This window comes from Sediminibacterium sp. GW821-FHT12F12 (genome assembly GCF_058806635.1).
Map to the genome: position 1 here is coordinate 96,796 of NZ_JBXAPW010000005.1, position 15,159 is coordinate 111,954.

Annotated in this window: 13 protein-coding genes; 6 read left to right on the top strand and 7 right to left on the bottom strand. The window is 46.5% G+C overall.

Annotation, left to right across the window (positions count from 1 at the left end; translation table 11 throughout):
* Positions 1-20: 20 nt before the first annotated feature.
* From AC1RNB_RS09380 to murB, 5 genes are all read left to right on the top strand, one after another.
* Positions 21-1,367, top strand: coding sequence for an ammonium transporter (locus AC1RNB_RS09380; RefSeq protein ID WP_493082416.1), 1,347 nt, complete (start codon positions 21-23; stop codon positions 1,365-1,367).
* Between the two features lie 202 nt (positions 1,368-1,569).
* Positions 1,570-2,604: an outer membrane beta-barrel protein gene (locus AC1RNB_RS09385; RefSeq protein WP_493082417.1), complete on the top strand. Its 1,035-nt coding sequence runs from the start codon at positions 1,570-1,572 to the stop codon at positions 2,602-2,604.
* Positions 2,605-2,711: 107 nt separating this feature from the next.
* Entirely contained in the window at positions 2,712-3,473 is a 762-nt protein-coding gene (locus AC1RNB_RS09390) for a lysophospholipid acyltransferase family protein (protein WP_493082418.1), read from the top strand.
* Positions 3,474-3,500: 27 nt separating this feature from the next.
* Positions 3,501-5,942, top strand: a complete 2,442-nt coding sequence (priA, locus tag AC1RNB_RS09395) for a replication restart helicase PriA (RefSeq protein WP_493082419.1) — start codon at positions 3,501-3,503, stop codon at positions 5,940-5,942.
* 5 nt (positions 5,943-5,947) lie between these two features.
* Positions 5,948-6,967, top strand: a complete 1,020-nt coding sequence (gene murB / locus AC1RNB_RS09400; RefSeq protein WP_493082420.1) for a UDP-N-acetylmuramate dehydrogenase — start codon at positions 5,948-5,950, stop codon at positions 6,965-6,967.
* Positions 6,968-7,051: 84 nt separating this feature from the next.
* Here the strand turns inward: murB and AC1RNB_RS09405 are convergent, their stop codons facing one another.
* Both AC1RNB_RS09405 and AC1RNB_RS09410 read right to left on the bottom strand, forming a co-directional pair.
* Positions 7,052-8,416, bottom strand: coding sequence for an OmpA family protein (locus AC1RNB_RS09405; protein ID WP_493082421.1), 1,365 nt, complete (start codon positions 8,414-8,416; stop codon positions 7,052-7,054).
* An 83-nt stretch (positions 8,417-8,499) separates the two neighbouring features.
* On the bottom strand, positions 8,500-9,798 hold the full coding sequence (locus tag AC1RNB_RS09410; protein WP_493082422.1) for a septal ring lytic transglycosylase RlpA family protein: 1,299 nt from the start codon (positions 9,796-9,798) through the stop codon (positions 8,500-8,502).
* Positions 9,799-10,029: 231 nt separating this feature from the next.
* On the opposite strand from AC1RNB_RS09410, the gene AC1RNB_RS09415 reads away from it, so the two are divergent.
* Positions 10,030-11,031 (top strand): hypothetical protein, encoded by a 1,002-nt coding sequence (locus AC1RNB_RS09415; RefSeq protein WP_493082423.1) that lies wholly within the window; start codon positions 10,030-10,032, stop codon positions 11,029-11,031.
* 21 nt (positions 11,032-11,052) lie between these two features.
* Here AC1RNB_RS09415 and AC1RNB_RS09420 read toward each other — a convergent pair whose 3' ends face one another.
* The 5 genes from AC1RNB_RS09420 to aroB all read right to left on the bottom strand — a co-directional run bounded on the left by AC1RNB_RS09420 (position 11,053) and on the right by aroB (position 15,124).
* Positions 11,053-11,352: a thiamine-binding protein gene (locus tag AC1RNB_RS09420; protein WP_493082424.1), complete on the bottom strand. Its 300-nt coding sequence runs from the start codon at positions 11,350-11,352 to the stop codon at positions 11,053-11,055.
* 3 nt (positions 11,353-11,355) lie between these two features.
* Positions 11,356-11,664: a DUF952 domain-containing protein gene (locus AC1RNB_RS09425; RefSeq protein WP_493082425.1), complete on the bottom strand. Its 309-nt coding sequence runs from the start codon at positions 11,662-11,664 to the stop codon at positions 11,356-11,358.
* Positions 11,665-11,743: 79 nt separating this feature from the next.
* Positions 11,744-12,739 (bottom strand): chorismate synthase, encoded by a 996-nt coding sequence (locus AC1RNB_RS09430; RefSeq protein WP_493082426.1) that lies wholly within the window; start codon positions 12,737-12,739, stop codon positions 11,744-11,746.
* A gap of 43 nt (positions 12,740-12,782) precedes the next feature.
* Entirely contained in the window at positions 12,783-14,087 is a 1,305-nt protein-coding gene (aroA, locus tag AC1RNB_RS09435; protein ID WP_493082427.1) for a 3-phosphoshikimate 1-carboxyvinyltransferase, read from the bottom strand.
* Positions 14,088-14,098: 11 nt separating this feature from the next.
* Positions 14,099-15,124 carry a 3-dehydroquinate synthase gene (gene aroB, locus AC1RNB_RS09440; protein ID WP_493082428.1) on the bottom strand — a complete coding sequence of 342 codons (1,026 nt, stop codon included), beginning with the start codon at positions 15,122-15,124 and terminating at the stop codon, positions 14,099-14,101.
* Positions 15,125-15,159 lie beyond the last annotated feature (35 nt).

Genomic DNA, 15,159 nt, shown 5'->3' on the forward strand with positions numbered 1-15,159 from the left:
TTTAATTTAATATTAAGTCTATGTCAAAATCAACCGTCAAGCAATTTGCACCTTTCATTCTTTTATTAGTAGTAGCCGTAGCGGCTTTATTTGTCCCCTCCCTCCCCAACTTTGATGATGGGGGTAAATACAGTGCCGCCGATATCGCCTGGATCATTGTAGCCACCGCCCTGGTATTCCTGATGACTCCGGGTCTGGCTTTTTTCTATGGCGGGATGGTTCACCGCAAGAATGTGATCTCTACCATGATCAAAAGTGTGGTTGCCGCCGGAGTGGTTAGTATTCTCTGGGTATTTGTAGGCTATAGTCTTTGCTTTGGCGAGTCTATCGGGGGATTTATCGGTAATCCCACCACCCACCTCTTTTTCAAAGGCATCAATTCCGGCGCTCCCTGGAGCCTGGCGCCCAGCATTCCGCTGGCCCTGTTCGCTTTGTTTCAATTGATGTTTGCCATCATTACTCCCGGACTGGTGGTAGGCGCGGTAGCTGAACGGATCCGCTTTACCGCTTATATCCTGTTTATCGCATTGTTCAGCCTGCTGGTATATGCTCCCATTGCACACTGGACCTGGCATCCTGAAGGTTTCCTGTTTAAAATGGGTGCCCTCGATTTTGCAGGCGGTACCGTGGTACATATTTCTGCCGGTTGCGCCGCATTGGCCGGTGCGCTGGTATTAAAACGTCGTAAATCTCACCTGGAACAACAGGAAATTCCGCCGGCTAATATTCCGTATGTACTGATCGGAACCGGTTTACTCTGGTTTGGCTGGTTTGGTTTTAATGCCGGATCTGCACTGGGTGCCAATGCACTCTCTGTATCTGCTTTCGCCACTACCAACACGGCCGCTGCTGCAGCCGGTCTTTCCTGGATGTTCTTTGATGTGATCCGCGGTAAAAAACCTTCCGTACTCGGTTTCTGTATCGGTGCCGTGGTTGGCCTGGTTGCCATCACCCCTGCTGCCGGTTTTGTTGCCGTGCCACAAAGCATTTTTGTAGGTTTCGTAGCTGCCATCGTTTCTAATCTCGCTGTTTACTATAAAACCAAAACCAGCCTGGACGATACACTGGATGTATTCCCCTGCCACGGACTGGGGGGTATGGTAGGTATGCTGATGACAGGCATTTTCGCCACCAAATCGGTTAACGCTGCCGGAGCAGATGGTTTGTTCTATGGAAACGCTGCTTTCTTCTTCACACAGGTGAAAGCACTCTCCATTGTAGTTGCCTACAGTTTTGTGGTATCCTTTGCTATTTTCAAATTCATTGACCTGATCCTGCCTTTACGTGTTACGGAGGAAGAAGAGATCCAGGGTCTGGATGCCTCTCAACACAACGAAAAATACGGAAGAACGCCACAACTGGCCTGATTCATGATTCATCCGGAATAACCCATAGTACCGGTAGCTGTTTCATCATCAACAAAAGTGCCTTTCTACTAACGAAGAACCCTCTGACCAGGGTGTGCACAAAGAAGCTTCCGGGTCTCCAAAAAATAAGGTACAGCCATATGATACACCTCTGACCAGGTATATCGGCTGTACCCTTTTGTTAATCATAAAACCTATTGCAATGTTAAAGAAAATTTCAGGAGTATTCTGTATTGGATTTTTAACCCTCGTCTCGGCCAATGCACAATCTGATTCCAGCAAAAAATCAACCACCACTTTTACAGGATCTGTAGATGCGTATTATCGTTTTAATTTCAACGATCCCCCTGTTGGCACCAACAACTTTACCAGTTTTACCAATTCAAAAAATTCCTTCGAACTGGGTATGGCTTCCATCAAAGTGGACCATAGTTTTGGCAAAGTATCTGCCACGGCAGATGTGGGCTTTGGCCGCCGTGCACAGGAGTTCTCATACAACGATATTGGCACCACTTTAACTGCCGTAAAACAGGCGTTTGTGAGCTATGCCGCTTCCGATAAAGTAAAATTCACTTTCGGTAAATGGTCTACCCATGTGGGTTATGAACTGCTGGATGCCTATGCCAACCGTAATTACAGTATGTCTTACGGTTTCTCTTACGGTCCTTTCTTCCATACAGGTATCAAAGCTGATATCTCTCTGGGTGGCAAAAGTGCCCTGATGCTGGGTGTGGCCAACCCTACCGATTATGTAAGTGCACCCAACAGTGTGAAAGTGCTGATAGCACAATTCAGTACCGGTTCTGCCAATGATAAAGTGAAAGGCTATCTGAACTTCCAGGGAGGAACAGGACTCACACAATTCAACCTCGTGGTAACCGGTGCTGTATCAGACCAGTTCAGTCTTGCTTATGATGGCAGCCTGCAATCAACCAAACAGGGAACCACCAATTCGAGCTGGAAAAGTCATGCGGTTTATCTGAACTATGACCCCGCCAAAACATTCGGCCTTACCCTCCGTGCCGATTATTTCGATGACAGGAAACTGTCGCCATTGCTGGGTGGTGCTAAAAAAATGTTCGCCACTACCTTATCGGGTAATGTAAAACTGGATAACCTGACCATCATTCCTGAATTACGTTTAGACAGTGGCAGCGGTGCCGCTTTTGTAAAAGGAAACGGAACTGCTACCAAAAGCACCGCCAGCTTTATACTGGCCGCCGTTTACAGATTCTAACCAAGAATTTTCTACCTATACATGAGAGAAACGCAAAGAGATACCCGTCGGGTGTCTCTTTTGTTTACAGGCAGCGGAAGCATTGTTTTATTTCCTAAGTTCGGGGGATGAAACGGATCCTACGCTTCCTGCAATACATCTATTGCGTGTATGCCTTGCTTACGTTCATCGGGGTAATGCTGCTGGTGTTTCCCTTTGTGATTCTGTCATTGTTCTTCGGGAAGATCACGGGGGGTAATATGATATACCGCTTATGTCATGCCTGGGCTTATATCTGGTACTGCCTGATCGGCGTCAGGCACAAAGAGATCTATGAACACCCGCATGATACCAGCCGGCAGTATATTTTCGTGGCCAACCATATCTCGTATATGGATATTCCTCCGTTGGTGCTGGCCGTACACCAGCCCATGCGTGCCCTGGGCAAATATGAAATGGTGAAAGTGCCTGTTTTCGGATGGATCTACCGCGCAGCAGTGATACTCGTGAACCGGAAAAATGCCGACACCCGCGCCAAAAGTGTACGTGCCTTAAAATCGGCTTTGAAACACCATATCTCCATTTTTATTTTCCCCGAAGGCACTTTCAATGAAAATGAAAAACATCCTTTGAAACATTTTTACGACGGTGCTTTCCGGATCGCTATTGAAACGCAAACGCCCATTAAACCCCTGTTACTGGTAGATACACTTGACCGCTTACATTATAGAAGTCTCTTTGAACTTACACCTGGTAAAAACCGGGTAGTATACCTCGAAGAAGTACCCGTATCGGGCCTGACCAGCAAAGACATCCCCCACCTGAAACAACGGGTATTTGATATGATGGATGCCGGCCTGCGCAGGTATCGTAACTATCCATCTGCTTAAAGCGTATTTTTGATCAAATTCTACAGTTTGTTTGTTGAAGTTATCATACCACTTGCCTTACCTAAAAACTATACCTGGGCCGTTCCCGAACAGTGGCAGGCAGGCATACAACCCGGCGTACGCGTAGAAGTGATCTTTGGCAGGAACAAACGATATGCCGGTATCGTAAAAAAAATACTGAACGAAAAACCGGAAGCTTTTCAGCCAAAAGATATCAGTAATGTGCTGGATACAGAACCGCTGATTCACCCGCATCAACTGGCTTTATGGGAATGGATGGCCCAATATTATATGTGCAGCGAAGGAGAAGTGATGCAGGCTGCGATCCCTGCCAACCTGAAACTATCTAGCGAAAGTATATTGGTGTGGAATGAAGAGAGAAGTTACGATTTCAGCGATCTCTCCGATGCAGAGTTTCTGGTGGCAGAGGCACTGGAGATCAAAAAGGAACTCAGGCTTACAGAAGTGCAGCAATTACTGGATGTATCGAATGTATACCCGGTGATCAAAAAACTAATCGAGAAAGGCGTGTGTTATGTGTGGGAGGAACTGAAGGAAAAATACAAGACAAAAACGGAGACCTATATCACACTTGATCCCGTTTACCAGCAGGAAGAAAAACTGGCCGATCTGCTGAATAACTGGAGCAAAGCACCCAAGCAGATGGAGCTGTTGTTATCGTATCTGCATCTGCAGAAAACAGCAGGAGAAGTAACCCAACCGCAGTTATTAAAAAAATCGAACGCCACGGCCGCACAATTGAAGGGTCTTTGCGAAAAAGGAATAGTAAGGGCTGAGAAAAGAAATACGGACCGCATCCGCAGCCTTCCCAAAGACATACAGATAGATTTCACTTTATCGGAAGCGCAGGAAATTGCACTGGGTGAAATCAGACAGCATTTTACAGACAAATCCGTTTGTTTGTTACATGGGGTAACCGCCAGCGGCAAAACGGAGATTTATACCAAACTGATCGAATCCTATATCCGCGAGGGTAAACAGGTATTGTATATGTTGCCCGAAATCGCCCTCACTTCACAAATCATCCGGAGGCTGCAGAAGCATTTTGGGGGATATATCGCGATTTATCATTCCAAATTCAACCCTAACGAGCGGGTAGAGATCTGGAACAAAGTAAAAACAGGAGAAACCAAAGTAGTCTTAGGTGCCCGTTCTTCTCTCTTCCTTCCTTTCAAAGACCTCGCACTGGTGATCGCAGATGAAGAACATGATGCCTCCTACAAACAACAGGATCCGGCACCCCGTTACCATGCCAGGGATGCGGCTATTTATTATGCCGCTTTATCTGATGCACGCGTATTGCTGGGCAGTGCCACCCCTTCTATTGAAAGCTATTATAACTGTGAGCAGCAGAAATACGGACTGGTAACCCTGGAAGAAAGATTCGGACAGGTAGAACTGCCCCAGATCAATATCATTGATATCAAGCGGGTTCCAACCAAAGAAAAAGGTAAGATCGCGCTCACACCCACGCTGCTGGAAGCAATCGCTACGTCTTTGCAACAACAGAAACAGGTGATCCTGTTCCAGAACCGGCGGGGTTACTCCCCTTACCTGCTCTGTACTACCTGTGGCTGGATCCCGCATTGCAGCAACTGCGATGTTACTTTAACCTATCACAAAATAAAGAATACGCTCAGCTGTCACTATTGCGGTACTTCTTACCCGGTTATCCAAACCTGTGCCGCCTGCGGTAGTCATGGTTTTACACAGAAAAATTTTGGTACCGAAAAAATAGAGGAACTGGTCACCGAAGCTTTCCCCGATGCGCGTATCGCGAGAATGGATTATGATAGTGTAAAAGGAAAAAATGATCACGATGCCTTGATCAAATTATTTGAACAGCAGCGGATAGACATACTGGTAGGCACACAGATGGTGGTGAAAGGTCTTGATTTTGAACACGTGAACCTGGTAGGTGTGATAGATGCAGATGGCATTCTCAACTTCACCGATTTCAGGGTAAATGAACGAGCTTTTCAGTTGATGGAACAGGTAAGCGGCAGGGCCGGAAGAAAGGATGGCAAGGGAATGGTATTGATACAGGTAAGTAATCCGGTTCACCCGGTATTGCAGTTTGTAAAAGCACATTCTTTTCCCCGGCTCTTTGCTTACGAAATAGCCAACAGGAAACAATTTGCCTATCCGCCTTTTACCCGGTTGATCCAGGTAACTTTCAAACACAAGGAAAAACATCTCGCAGAAGAAGCTGCGCATATTATGATGCAGGGATTGAAAAAGGATTTTGGTGCAGAATGTAATGGACCGGCCCAACCGGTGGTAGACCGCGTACGGAACCAATACCTGTGGGAGATCCTCATCAAACTGCCCAAAGATGCCAGAAGGATCCAGTTATGTAAAAGAGAAATACTGCAGCAGGCAGTCATTATTCAATCCAATAAAAGATACCGCGGTGTCACTATCCTGCCCGATGTGGACCCCGTATAACCCTTATGGAGATCAGGCATAATATATCACTCCGTCCCTATAACAGTTTTGGCATCGATGTTTCTGCCAGATCCTTTGCTGTTTTTACTTCGGTAGAGGAACTGGCAGAACTGGTAACAGGCAATACCATCCCTGCAACAGATCCATTACTGATTCTCGGTGGCGGCAGTAATGTGCTACTTACCCAACATGTAGATGGCTGGGTGCTGAAGAATGATCTGACAGGCATAGAACTGCTGAAAGAAGATGAGGATCACTACTATGTCAAAGCCCAGGCAGGTGAAAACTGGCATGGGTTTGTACAATATTGTATTGCACACGAATATGCAGGTGTGGAGAACCTTAGTCTGATACCGGGTAATGTAGGTGCTTCTCCCATGCAGAATATCGGCGCGTACGGCGTGGAGATCAAAGATGTATTTCACGAGCTCCGTGCCTATGACCTTCTGGAAAAGACCATCCGGCATTTCGGGTTGGAAGACTGTGCTTTCGGTTACCGGGAAAGTATTTTCAAAAACCGGTACAAAGGCCGATACGTGATCCTTGATGTAACTTACCGTCTCAACAAAAAACCTGATTTTCATACCAGCTATGGAGCCATTGCGAAGGAATTGGAGCAGATGGGTATACAGGAACTCAGCATCCAGGCGGTTTCGCAGGCAGTGATCCAGATCCGTAGCAGCAAACTGCCAGATCCCAAACAGATCGGCAATGCAGGTAGCTTTTTCAAGAATCCTGTAATCAGTAGCGGACAGTACGATATCCTGCAAGCACAATATCCTGCTATACCCGGTTATGCTGCTGGTGAAGGATATACCAAAGTAGCAGCAGGCTGGTTAATAGAACAATGCGGTTGGAAAGGCTATCGCAAAGGGGATGCCGGTTGTTATGAGAAACAGGCACTGGTACTCGTGAACTACGGAAAAGCAAGCGGACAGGATATCTGGGAGTTGTCCCAATCCATCATTGATTCTGTTAAGGAAAAGTTCGGAATCCTGCTCGAAAGAGAAGTCAACATTATCTGATTGTTCTACACAACTGTGTCTATAAAAGTAAAGAGGGCCATCAAACGATGGCCCTCTTTGTAGGTTACTACTAATCCAATACGATTAATAATATTTCAATTTCATTTCAACGCGACGGTTCAGGCTACGGCCTTTGGCTGTTTTGTTATCAGCAACAGGTCTGGATGAACCAAATCCTTCATGTGTCATACGACCGGCATCAATACCACCTTTGGTAGTCAGGTAATCATAAACCGCCTGTGCACGCTTATGGCTCAGTGGCTGGTTGATTTTGTCGCTACCGGTATTATCAGTATGACCTTCAATATCCAGTTTCAGGGCAGCATCTTCTTTCAGAATCGCAGCTACATCGTTCAGTGATTTGAATGATTTAGCCAGCAGTTTGTTGCTTCCTGTAGCAAAGAATATATTCTTGGCACTGGCCGCTACTTTTTTCACGATCTCTTCTTTGATAACAGGGCAACCATTGTTCTCGCGAACACCTGGTACATCCGGACATTTATCTTCTTCGTCATTGATACCATCTTTATCACGGTCAGGAATCGGACAACCCTGGTAACGGGCAACACCTGCTACGGTAGGACATTTGTCTTCTTCATCGTTGATGCCGTCTTTATCGGTATCAGGTACAGGACAACCCTGATATTTAGCCAGACCTTTTACGGTAGGGCACTTATCGTTTTCATCATTAATACCGTCACCATCTGTATCAGGTACAGGGCAACCGTCGTATTTGGCAGTACCGGCAACAGTAGGACATTTGTCTTTGCTGTCGAGGATACCATCACCGTCAGTATCTTTTTCAACCGGCGGTGGTGGTGGGGGAGCTGCTACAACTGGTTCTGCTTTTTTCTCTTTCAAGGGAGAACCGATACCGATAGAATAAGTCAGGTGGTTGGTAGCGAGATTAGAGATCTTGGCGTTATAACCAAACTGGGTGTTAATGAAAGTTCCCTCACCCAGGTTCATCTGCAGCCCCATACCATACGGCATATATGCTGCAAAATAAGTACCTGCGTACATGGAAGCACCCAGTCCTACTGTAAAGTAAGGAACGAGGAAATGTTTATCTGTTAACAGCTTGAAATTCATGCTGGCAGATGTTTCCAGTAAAAACCGGCTATTGGTTTGCTGCGAAACACCGGATTTATAAGAGAAAGGATATTTAACGTATGAACCACCCAAAGATCCCATAAAGTCGATATGCTCAGTCAACCCCTGAAAGTATTGAAGACCAAGACCTGGAGACATATCACGCACTTTCGTCCATTGTCCGTTATTTAATACAGAAGACAAAGAGCTATGATCAATCAGATCAGCTGTTCTCATGTCTTTCAAAAGGAAGTTAACAGTCAGTGTAGGTCTTTTTTTATAGCTGATGGTGGCAGGCTGTGCAAAAGCTGCAGCTGACAAGCCAAGTGCTATCAGGGAAAAGAGGAATTTCTTCATAATACGAGTTTTAGTATGTATGGGGCAAAAATACAGTCAGAAACTGACTTTTGAAAATTATGATAACTTTATATTATACCCAATTAGTTAAGAGTGCCCTTTTTAACCCTCTCCACTCTTACCCGGGTTAACCCTTTTTTCAGGAAACCCAATTTCTGAGCGGCAGATCTGCTCAGGTCTACCACCCTGCCTTTGACTTTCATCCGGGGGTGCATCCTGTCGTTGATTCTCACAATCACCGATCTTCCGTTTTTCAGGTTGGTTACCCGAACCCATGTGTTTAGGGGGAATTGGTTACTGGCAGCGGTCATTTTCTTGTTCCGGAAGATCTCGCCGGTAGCGGTTTTGGTACCATCCAGATTGCTGCTATAAAAGCTGGCAATCCCCTGTAAAGTTCCATCTTCCTTTTTCAGGATTATTTCGGCATCCTTATTTACCATAACAGCACTATCCCTGGCAATAAGGGAAGAATCTACCCGCTTAACCACAGAATCAGATACTGCCTGCAAACTATCTGCTTGGTCTTTACTTATAAGCACATTTTTCTGCCAGATAATGGTTTCTACTTTCACTTTGGTAATGCCCCGCGATATAAAATCCAGCTGGTTGGCGGCAGCCCGGCTAAGGTCTACCACCCGGCCTTTTTTCTTCATTCGGGGGTGCATCCGGTCGTTGATCCTTACCACCACTGACTTGCCGTTAAACAGGCTCGTTACTTTTACCCAGGTGTTGAGGGGGAAATTATTGCTGGCTGCTGTCAGCTTATTATTACGGTATCGCTCCCCCGTAGAAGTCAGGGTGCCATCCAGGTTACTGCTGTAAAAGCTGGCAATACCATTTACCGATTTCCCTTTGATGATATAACCCGGGGTATCAGTTTGTATGGTATCAGAAATAGGTTCTGTTTTAACAACAAGTGGTACAGTATCTACATTATCATTTGATTGATAATTATTTATAAATATTTTCTCTATTTTAACTTTAGCTGAACCCGTACGCAAAAAGCCCAATTGTGCCACTACAGAACGACTCAGCTGGATCACCGGGGCCGATTTCTTTTTTGAAGTACGGTCGTTGATCCTAACCAAGGCCCATTTGCCATTTTTGAGGTGAGTTACTTTTACCCAGGTTCCTAATGGAAATTGATTAGAGGCGCCGGTAGGCTGTGCATTGTAGAAAATCTCCTTACTGGTGGTTTTGCTGCCATCTGCTTTGCTGCTATAGGTGGCTGCCATCCCGGTTATGGGCTTACCGGTTACCTGAAAGGAATCCGACACCTGTCCTAAAACTGTTTTTGGGCTGAGCGTGGAATCAACCTGGGCAAAAGACAGGCTAACACCAATCAGCAGGTAAGAGAATAGAAATATCAGTTTTTGCATCATGAAGATCATTTTAACACCGCGTCACAGCTTTTCCCCATTAGTAAAATAGGAAAAGCTGGCGGATCCAGGCAGTTTTCTTTTATTAATTTTACTGCCAATGGTTGCCGCAGGTTGCCAATAACCATGCCAATTTTAACGATTGTATTGACATTAAAGTTTAAATAAACAATTATAATATACTATTAATCAATGATAATATCAGAATTTATAAAAAATGGAAAATGGATGCAGATGATCAGATCAAAGCTGCCAGCAGCCCTCCTTATCCTGTTCATCATCTGCCACGGGCCGATATGGGTAAAGGCACAAAGCCCCTCTCTTACCCGGCAACTGCAAACAGAAACCACTATCCGGATCCTCAACCCGGCTAACAAAACCATCACATGGATCAACCTGCCAGACAGTCTGCACCGGTTAAAGAGATCCAAAAAGCTACTCTTGATCTTTTTCGCCCTGCCTAACGGGAATAGCATCGAGTGGACCATGGGCAAAACCATGGCACCCGGAGATGACTGGCATTATGATATACAGCATATTGCAGCCCAAACCCGGTTTATCCGGGAGGTTATGAAAGACAGGCAGGTAGTGGTGGCTTATATGGCCAATGAACTGAAAAGTTGGCCCGCCTGGAAAAGACAGCAAGCAGATGGGCCAGGGGAGATCAAACGTATGGTTGATTCAATAGCTGGCATTTTTCATCCATTCCATACAGAACTGGCATTAAACAGCCATAGTGGAGGAGGCAGTTTCCTGTTTGGCTACCTGGACGCTGTATCCTCTATACCCCGGGAAGTTAGCCGGATTGCCTTCATTGATAGCGATTACGGTTATGAAGACTCCCTGCACACCCAAAAGCTTACGCAATGGCTGAGTACCTCCCGCAAGCACCACCTGAACCTGCTGGCTTATAACGATAGTGTAGTGATCTATAATGGCAAACCATTGGTGAGTCCTACCGGTGGCACCTGGTACCGAACCAAACTGATGCAACAAAAGCTCGCCGCCTCTTTTCGCTTTACAAAAAGTGCCGACAGCAGCTTTATCAATTACAGTTCATTATCAAATAGAATCGACATTCATTTGAAAACCAACCAAGAAAGAAAAATTTATCATACAGAACAAGTGGCAAGAAATGGGTTTATCCATACCATACTGAGTGGCACCAGGTACGAGAAAAAAGCGGGGTACCAATATTGGGGAGAGCGGGTATATGGAGAATTTATCTGGCCCTGACCAGAACAGCCCGCCCTTTCTTTACGACCGGAATTTATCCGTCTTTTCATCGGCCGTCATATCTCCCTGGCTACGGATCTGGAGTTGTATGCTCGAAATCCATTCCGGGCATCCGCGGGATAAAAGATATTCGTTAACCTGGTTAATCACGGCTATCACTTCGGCATAAGTGCCTTCCAATACAGTAGCAAAAGGACCTACCTCGTGTTTGATTCCAGATTGCTGGATGATGGCGATGGCTTCATCCACCCATTCGTAGGGATGTCTATCCTGCACCACAGGCAATAACTGGATCGACGCATTTATGAGGTAACTGTGCATAACTTATTGTATTTCAGAAACTTCAATTACGGCATCCAGGTTTAGGGCGCCATGAATATGAGGGAAGACCTCATTAATGGAACCAGCCAGCTCAAATATGAGAGGTCTTTCTACTTTCGCTTTCTCGATCTTCAGTTTCACCAGTCCGGCTCTGCCTTTGTAATATCTCTCCAAAACGCCTGCCACCTGCGGTTCAGTACTGCAGTGAATAAAACCTTCGGTAGCGAGGGTATCTGAATCGTAATGACCAAGCTGCTGAGCTTCGGCCCACTGTTCTTTGGTAGTAACGTGGTATATGTAATCTGATTCCATTGTATTTGAATTTAATAACGTATTAATCCGTAAAGATTAAAACGGGTAGCGGCAGCAACTTATTGTTTTGAACCGGTTATCAGCCCAATACGGGCTTTAATTTTTGGTTAAGTAAGAGCAAGTCGGCCAGCACCATGGCGGTTACGGCTTCCATCACCACTGGTACGCGAAGGGCGATACAGAGATCATGGCGCCCCTTTACCGAGAAGGTTTCGAGCTCATTTGTCTCCCAATTTAAGGTAACCTGTTCTTTAGGAGTAGATGAAGTAGGCTTTATAACTATTCTGTAAACCAGTTCATTACCATTTGTTATACCTCCCACAATACCACCGGCATGATTAGTCTTGGTTTTACCGGAAGCATCCAGGATGGGATCGTTATGCTCTACCCCGAACATTTTGGCAGCAGCAAAACCGGCTCCAAACTCCACTCCTTTTACAGCCGGGATGGCAAATACGGCATGCGCCAGCAATGATTCTACAGAATCAAAGAAATGCTCTCCCAGTCCAACAGGCAATCCATTTACACGACATTCCACAATACCGCCAATGCTGTCTTTGGCTTCGATGGCTTTATTCAATCCTTTTTCCAGATCGGTTTCACCCCCTATTTCCAGGATGGTTGATTTAACTTCTATTCCCTGCAAGAGCTTTTTGGCGATCACTCCGGCAGCTACCAGGCAAACTGTTAAGCGGCCGCTGAAATGTCCCCCTCCCCTGAAATCCTCGAAACCGCCGTATTTGGCATGGGCCGTAAAATCGGCGTGTCCGGGGCGGGGTACTTCCCGCTGTTTCTCATAATCGCCGCTACGGGTATTCTTATTCTCGAACAGGATGGTAATGGGGGCTCCGGTGGTATGGCCGTTAAAGAGCCCGCTCTTGAAAATGGGCAGGTCGTCTTCTTTACGGGGGGTGGTTCCTTTTTGAACACCTCCTTTGCGGCGTTCAATATCTTCCAGGAAATCAGCTGTACGCAGGGGCAGTCCCGCCGGGCAGCCATCCAGAACCAACCCTACCGATTCGCCATGCGACTCGCCAAAAATATGTATGCGGAAAATGCGTCCGAAACTGTTCACGGGTGAGGGGTTTATTGGTTTACTGGTTTACTCGTTTACTGGTCTACTTACTAACACTGGCACCGAGTTGCTGCAGGTGCTGGTAAAAAGCAGGATAGGATTTGTTGATCGCTTCTGCTTCCTCGATGGTTACTGCGCCATCAGCCTTTAATCCGGCCACGGCACAGGCCATGGCTATCCGATGGTCGTGGCGGGAGTGGGTAACCGCTCCTTTTACCCCGGTTCCTCCCTTGATCAGCATCAGGTCGCCCTGCAGGTTAATTTCGATCCCCAATTTAGCAAACTCCTGCTGTAATGTAAGGGCACGGTTACTTTCTTTATGGGCGAGCCGGTTTACCCCTTCAATCACAGTGGTTCCCTCGCAATAAGCGGCAAGGGCAACCAGCGGGGGGAAGAGGTCCGGACAATCATTGGCGTTGAAATGGAAGGCTTTTAAAGGCAGTGGACCAATCTCTATCTCATCAGGTCGGATCGATAAACAGCAGCCACAATCCGATAATGCCTGTAAAACCGCTTTATCGGCCTGGGTAGAATAGATATCCAGCCCTTTTACCGTTATCGGACCAGCAATGGCACCGGCTACGAGCAGAAAAGCAGCGCCGCTCCAATCTCCTTCAACCGTATATTCAATGGCGGCTTCAGCAGCGGGAGTGGTTCGGGTATGGGTAAAACGGAAAACTTCGTATGCCTGGTTCTCTACCTCCCAGCCAAAATCTTTCATCACCTGGAGGGTTAGGTCGATATAGGGTTTGCTTTTGAGATTTTTGACAGTGATCCCCACATCATGCGCACCGGCTGCACCATAAGCCATCAGTAAACCCGTTAAAAACTGGGAACTGAGTGAGCCATCTACTTCAATATTGGCCGGTTGCAGCGGACCCTGGATCTGCAGGGGCAGTTTACCGCCATTGGAGACAACTGTTACGCCCAGTTTCGGCAGGATCTCATCGAAAAAATCCATAGGACGGGTGAGCAGGCTTCCCGTTCCATTCAGGGTAATGGGTTCGCTGCTCAATGCGGCAATGGGGGTAAACATCCGGATACCGAGGCCGCTTTCGCCACAGTTCACTTCTTTATTTTTCGGGAAGATCCCCGGGGAACTGATCACCAGGTCGCCATTGGCGGCTTTTTCAATAGATGCGCCCAGTTTTTGGATCACATCGATGGCTGCCAGGTCATCGTTACTATTGCCGGGATTATGCAGGGTGGTTTCGCCCACCGTTAACAAAGCTGCCGCGCAGGCCCTTTGCATACTGCTTTTACTCGCAGCGGCAACGATGGATCCGGTAAGTTGGGAAGGTTGTATGCTTACGATCATTGTTGGATTGGCGGATTGCGGATTAGACACCAGCTCCGGTCTTATTTTCCGAATTGTTTAAAAATGTCCTGGAGCTGAACAAAGAGCAAGGGCTGCACCACGCCTTTCCCGATCTTTTCGAGCAGGATATAGTTGATGCTTACATTGTCTTTCTTTTTGTCCATCAGCAGGATCTTAAAAGCTTTTTTGGTATTGAATTTGGCCAGCGTGGGAAGACCATATTGTTCCAGCACTTTCACCACCAGTTCTGCACCGGTAAAATGTTTCAGTTGCTGCGACATGACGGCGGCATAGGTCATGCCGATACTGATGGCCTGTCCGTGACTTAAATCGTACATATTCTCAATAGCATGTCCGAGTGTATGACCGAAATTGAGCAGTTTCCGTTCGCCCTGTTCAAACTCATCGCCTACCACTACTTTGGTTTTGATCAATACGTTCTGTTCGATCAAGGCAGACAAGAGTTTGGGACTTTTCTGAAAATCGCTGAGTTTGTGTTTCTGCAAATGGCGGAACATGACCGCATCTTTGATACAGGCATGTTTGATGATCTCTGCAAACCCATTCTGCCATTCTGCTTTGGGCAGGGTTTTCAGTAATGAGATATCAAACAGCAGGAAAGCCGGTTGACGGATCAATCCCACCATGTTCTTATACACACCCACATCAATTCCATTTTTACCACCAATGGCCGCATCTACCATGGCCAGTAAGGAAGTAGGTACCAGTCCGAAACGGATGCCCCGCATATAAATCCCTGCCACATACCCGGTAATATCGGTTACCACACCGCCGCCCACACCTACCAGCGTGGTTTTGCGGTCGGCCCCGAATGCAATCAGCTGGTCAATCACTACATCTACGGTCTGCTGCACTTTATACTTCTCTCCTGCTTTCAGTACGATCGTATTCCAGCCCTTGAATTTCTTCTTGTGTTTGGCAAAAACATGTTCATCGGTAATGATCACCGCATTTTCTTTCGGTGCCAGTTTCTCTATCTGCGAAAAATCGGCATCGAAATAATAATTAACCGTGGTAGTGGAGAATGTAAAACTTCTTTTTTTCATGGGATTAGCGAATTAGCGGATGGCGGATGAGCGGA

Excerpts from the sequence above, each read along its gene's own strand:
- AC1RNB_RS09380 (WP_493082416.1), top strand. The coding sequence starts at position 21 with ATGTCAAAATCAACCGTCAAGCAATTTGCACCTTTCATTCTTTTATTA.
- murB (WP_493082420.1), top strand. The coding sequence starts at position 5,948 with ATGGAGATCAGGCATAATATATCACTCCGTCCCTATAACAGTTTTGGC.
- AC1RNB_RS09420 (WP_493082424.1), bottom strand. The coding sequence starts at position 11,352 with ATGCACAGTTACCTCATAAATGCGTCGATCCAGTTATTGCCTGTGGTG.
- AC1RNB_RS09415 (WP_493082423.1), top strand. The coding sequence starts at position 10,030 with ATGATCAGATCAAAGCTGCCAGCAGCCCTCCTTATCCTGTTCATCATC.
- AC1RNB_RS09405 (WP_493082421.1), bottom strand. The coding sequence starts at position 8,416 with ATGAAGAAATTCCTCTTTTCCCTGATAGCACTTGGCTTGTCAGCTGCA.
- AC1RNB_RS09425 (WP_493082425.1), bottom strand. The coding sequence starts at position 11,664 with ATGGAATCAGATTACATATACCACGTTACTACCAAAGAACAGTGGGCC.
- AC1RNB_RS09410 (WP_493082422.1), bottom strand. The coding sequence starts at position 9,798 with ATGATGCAAAAACTGATATTTCTATTCTCTTACCTGCTGATTGGTGTT.
- AC1RNB_RS09390 (WP_493082418.1), top strand. The coding sequence starts at position 2,712 with ATGAAACGGATCCTACGCTTCCTGCAATACATCTATTGCGTGTATGCC.
- aroB (WP_493082428.1), bottom strand. The coding sequence starts at position 15,124 with ATGAAAAAAAGAAGTTTTACATTCTCCACTACCACGGTTAATTATTAT.
- AC1RNB_RS09385 (WP_493082417.1), top strand. The coding sequence starts at position 1,570 with ATGTTAAAGAAAATTTCAGGAGTATTCTGTATTGGATTTTTAACCCTC.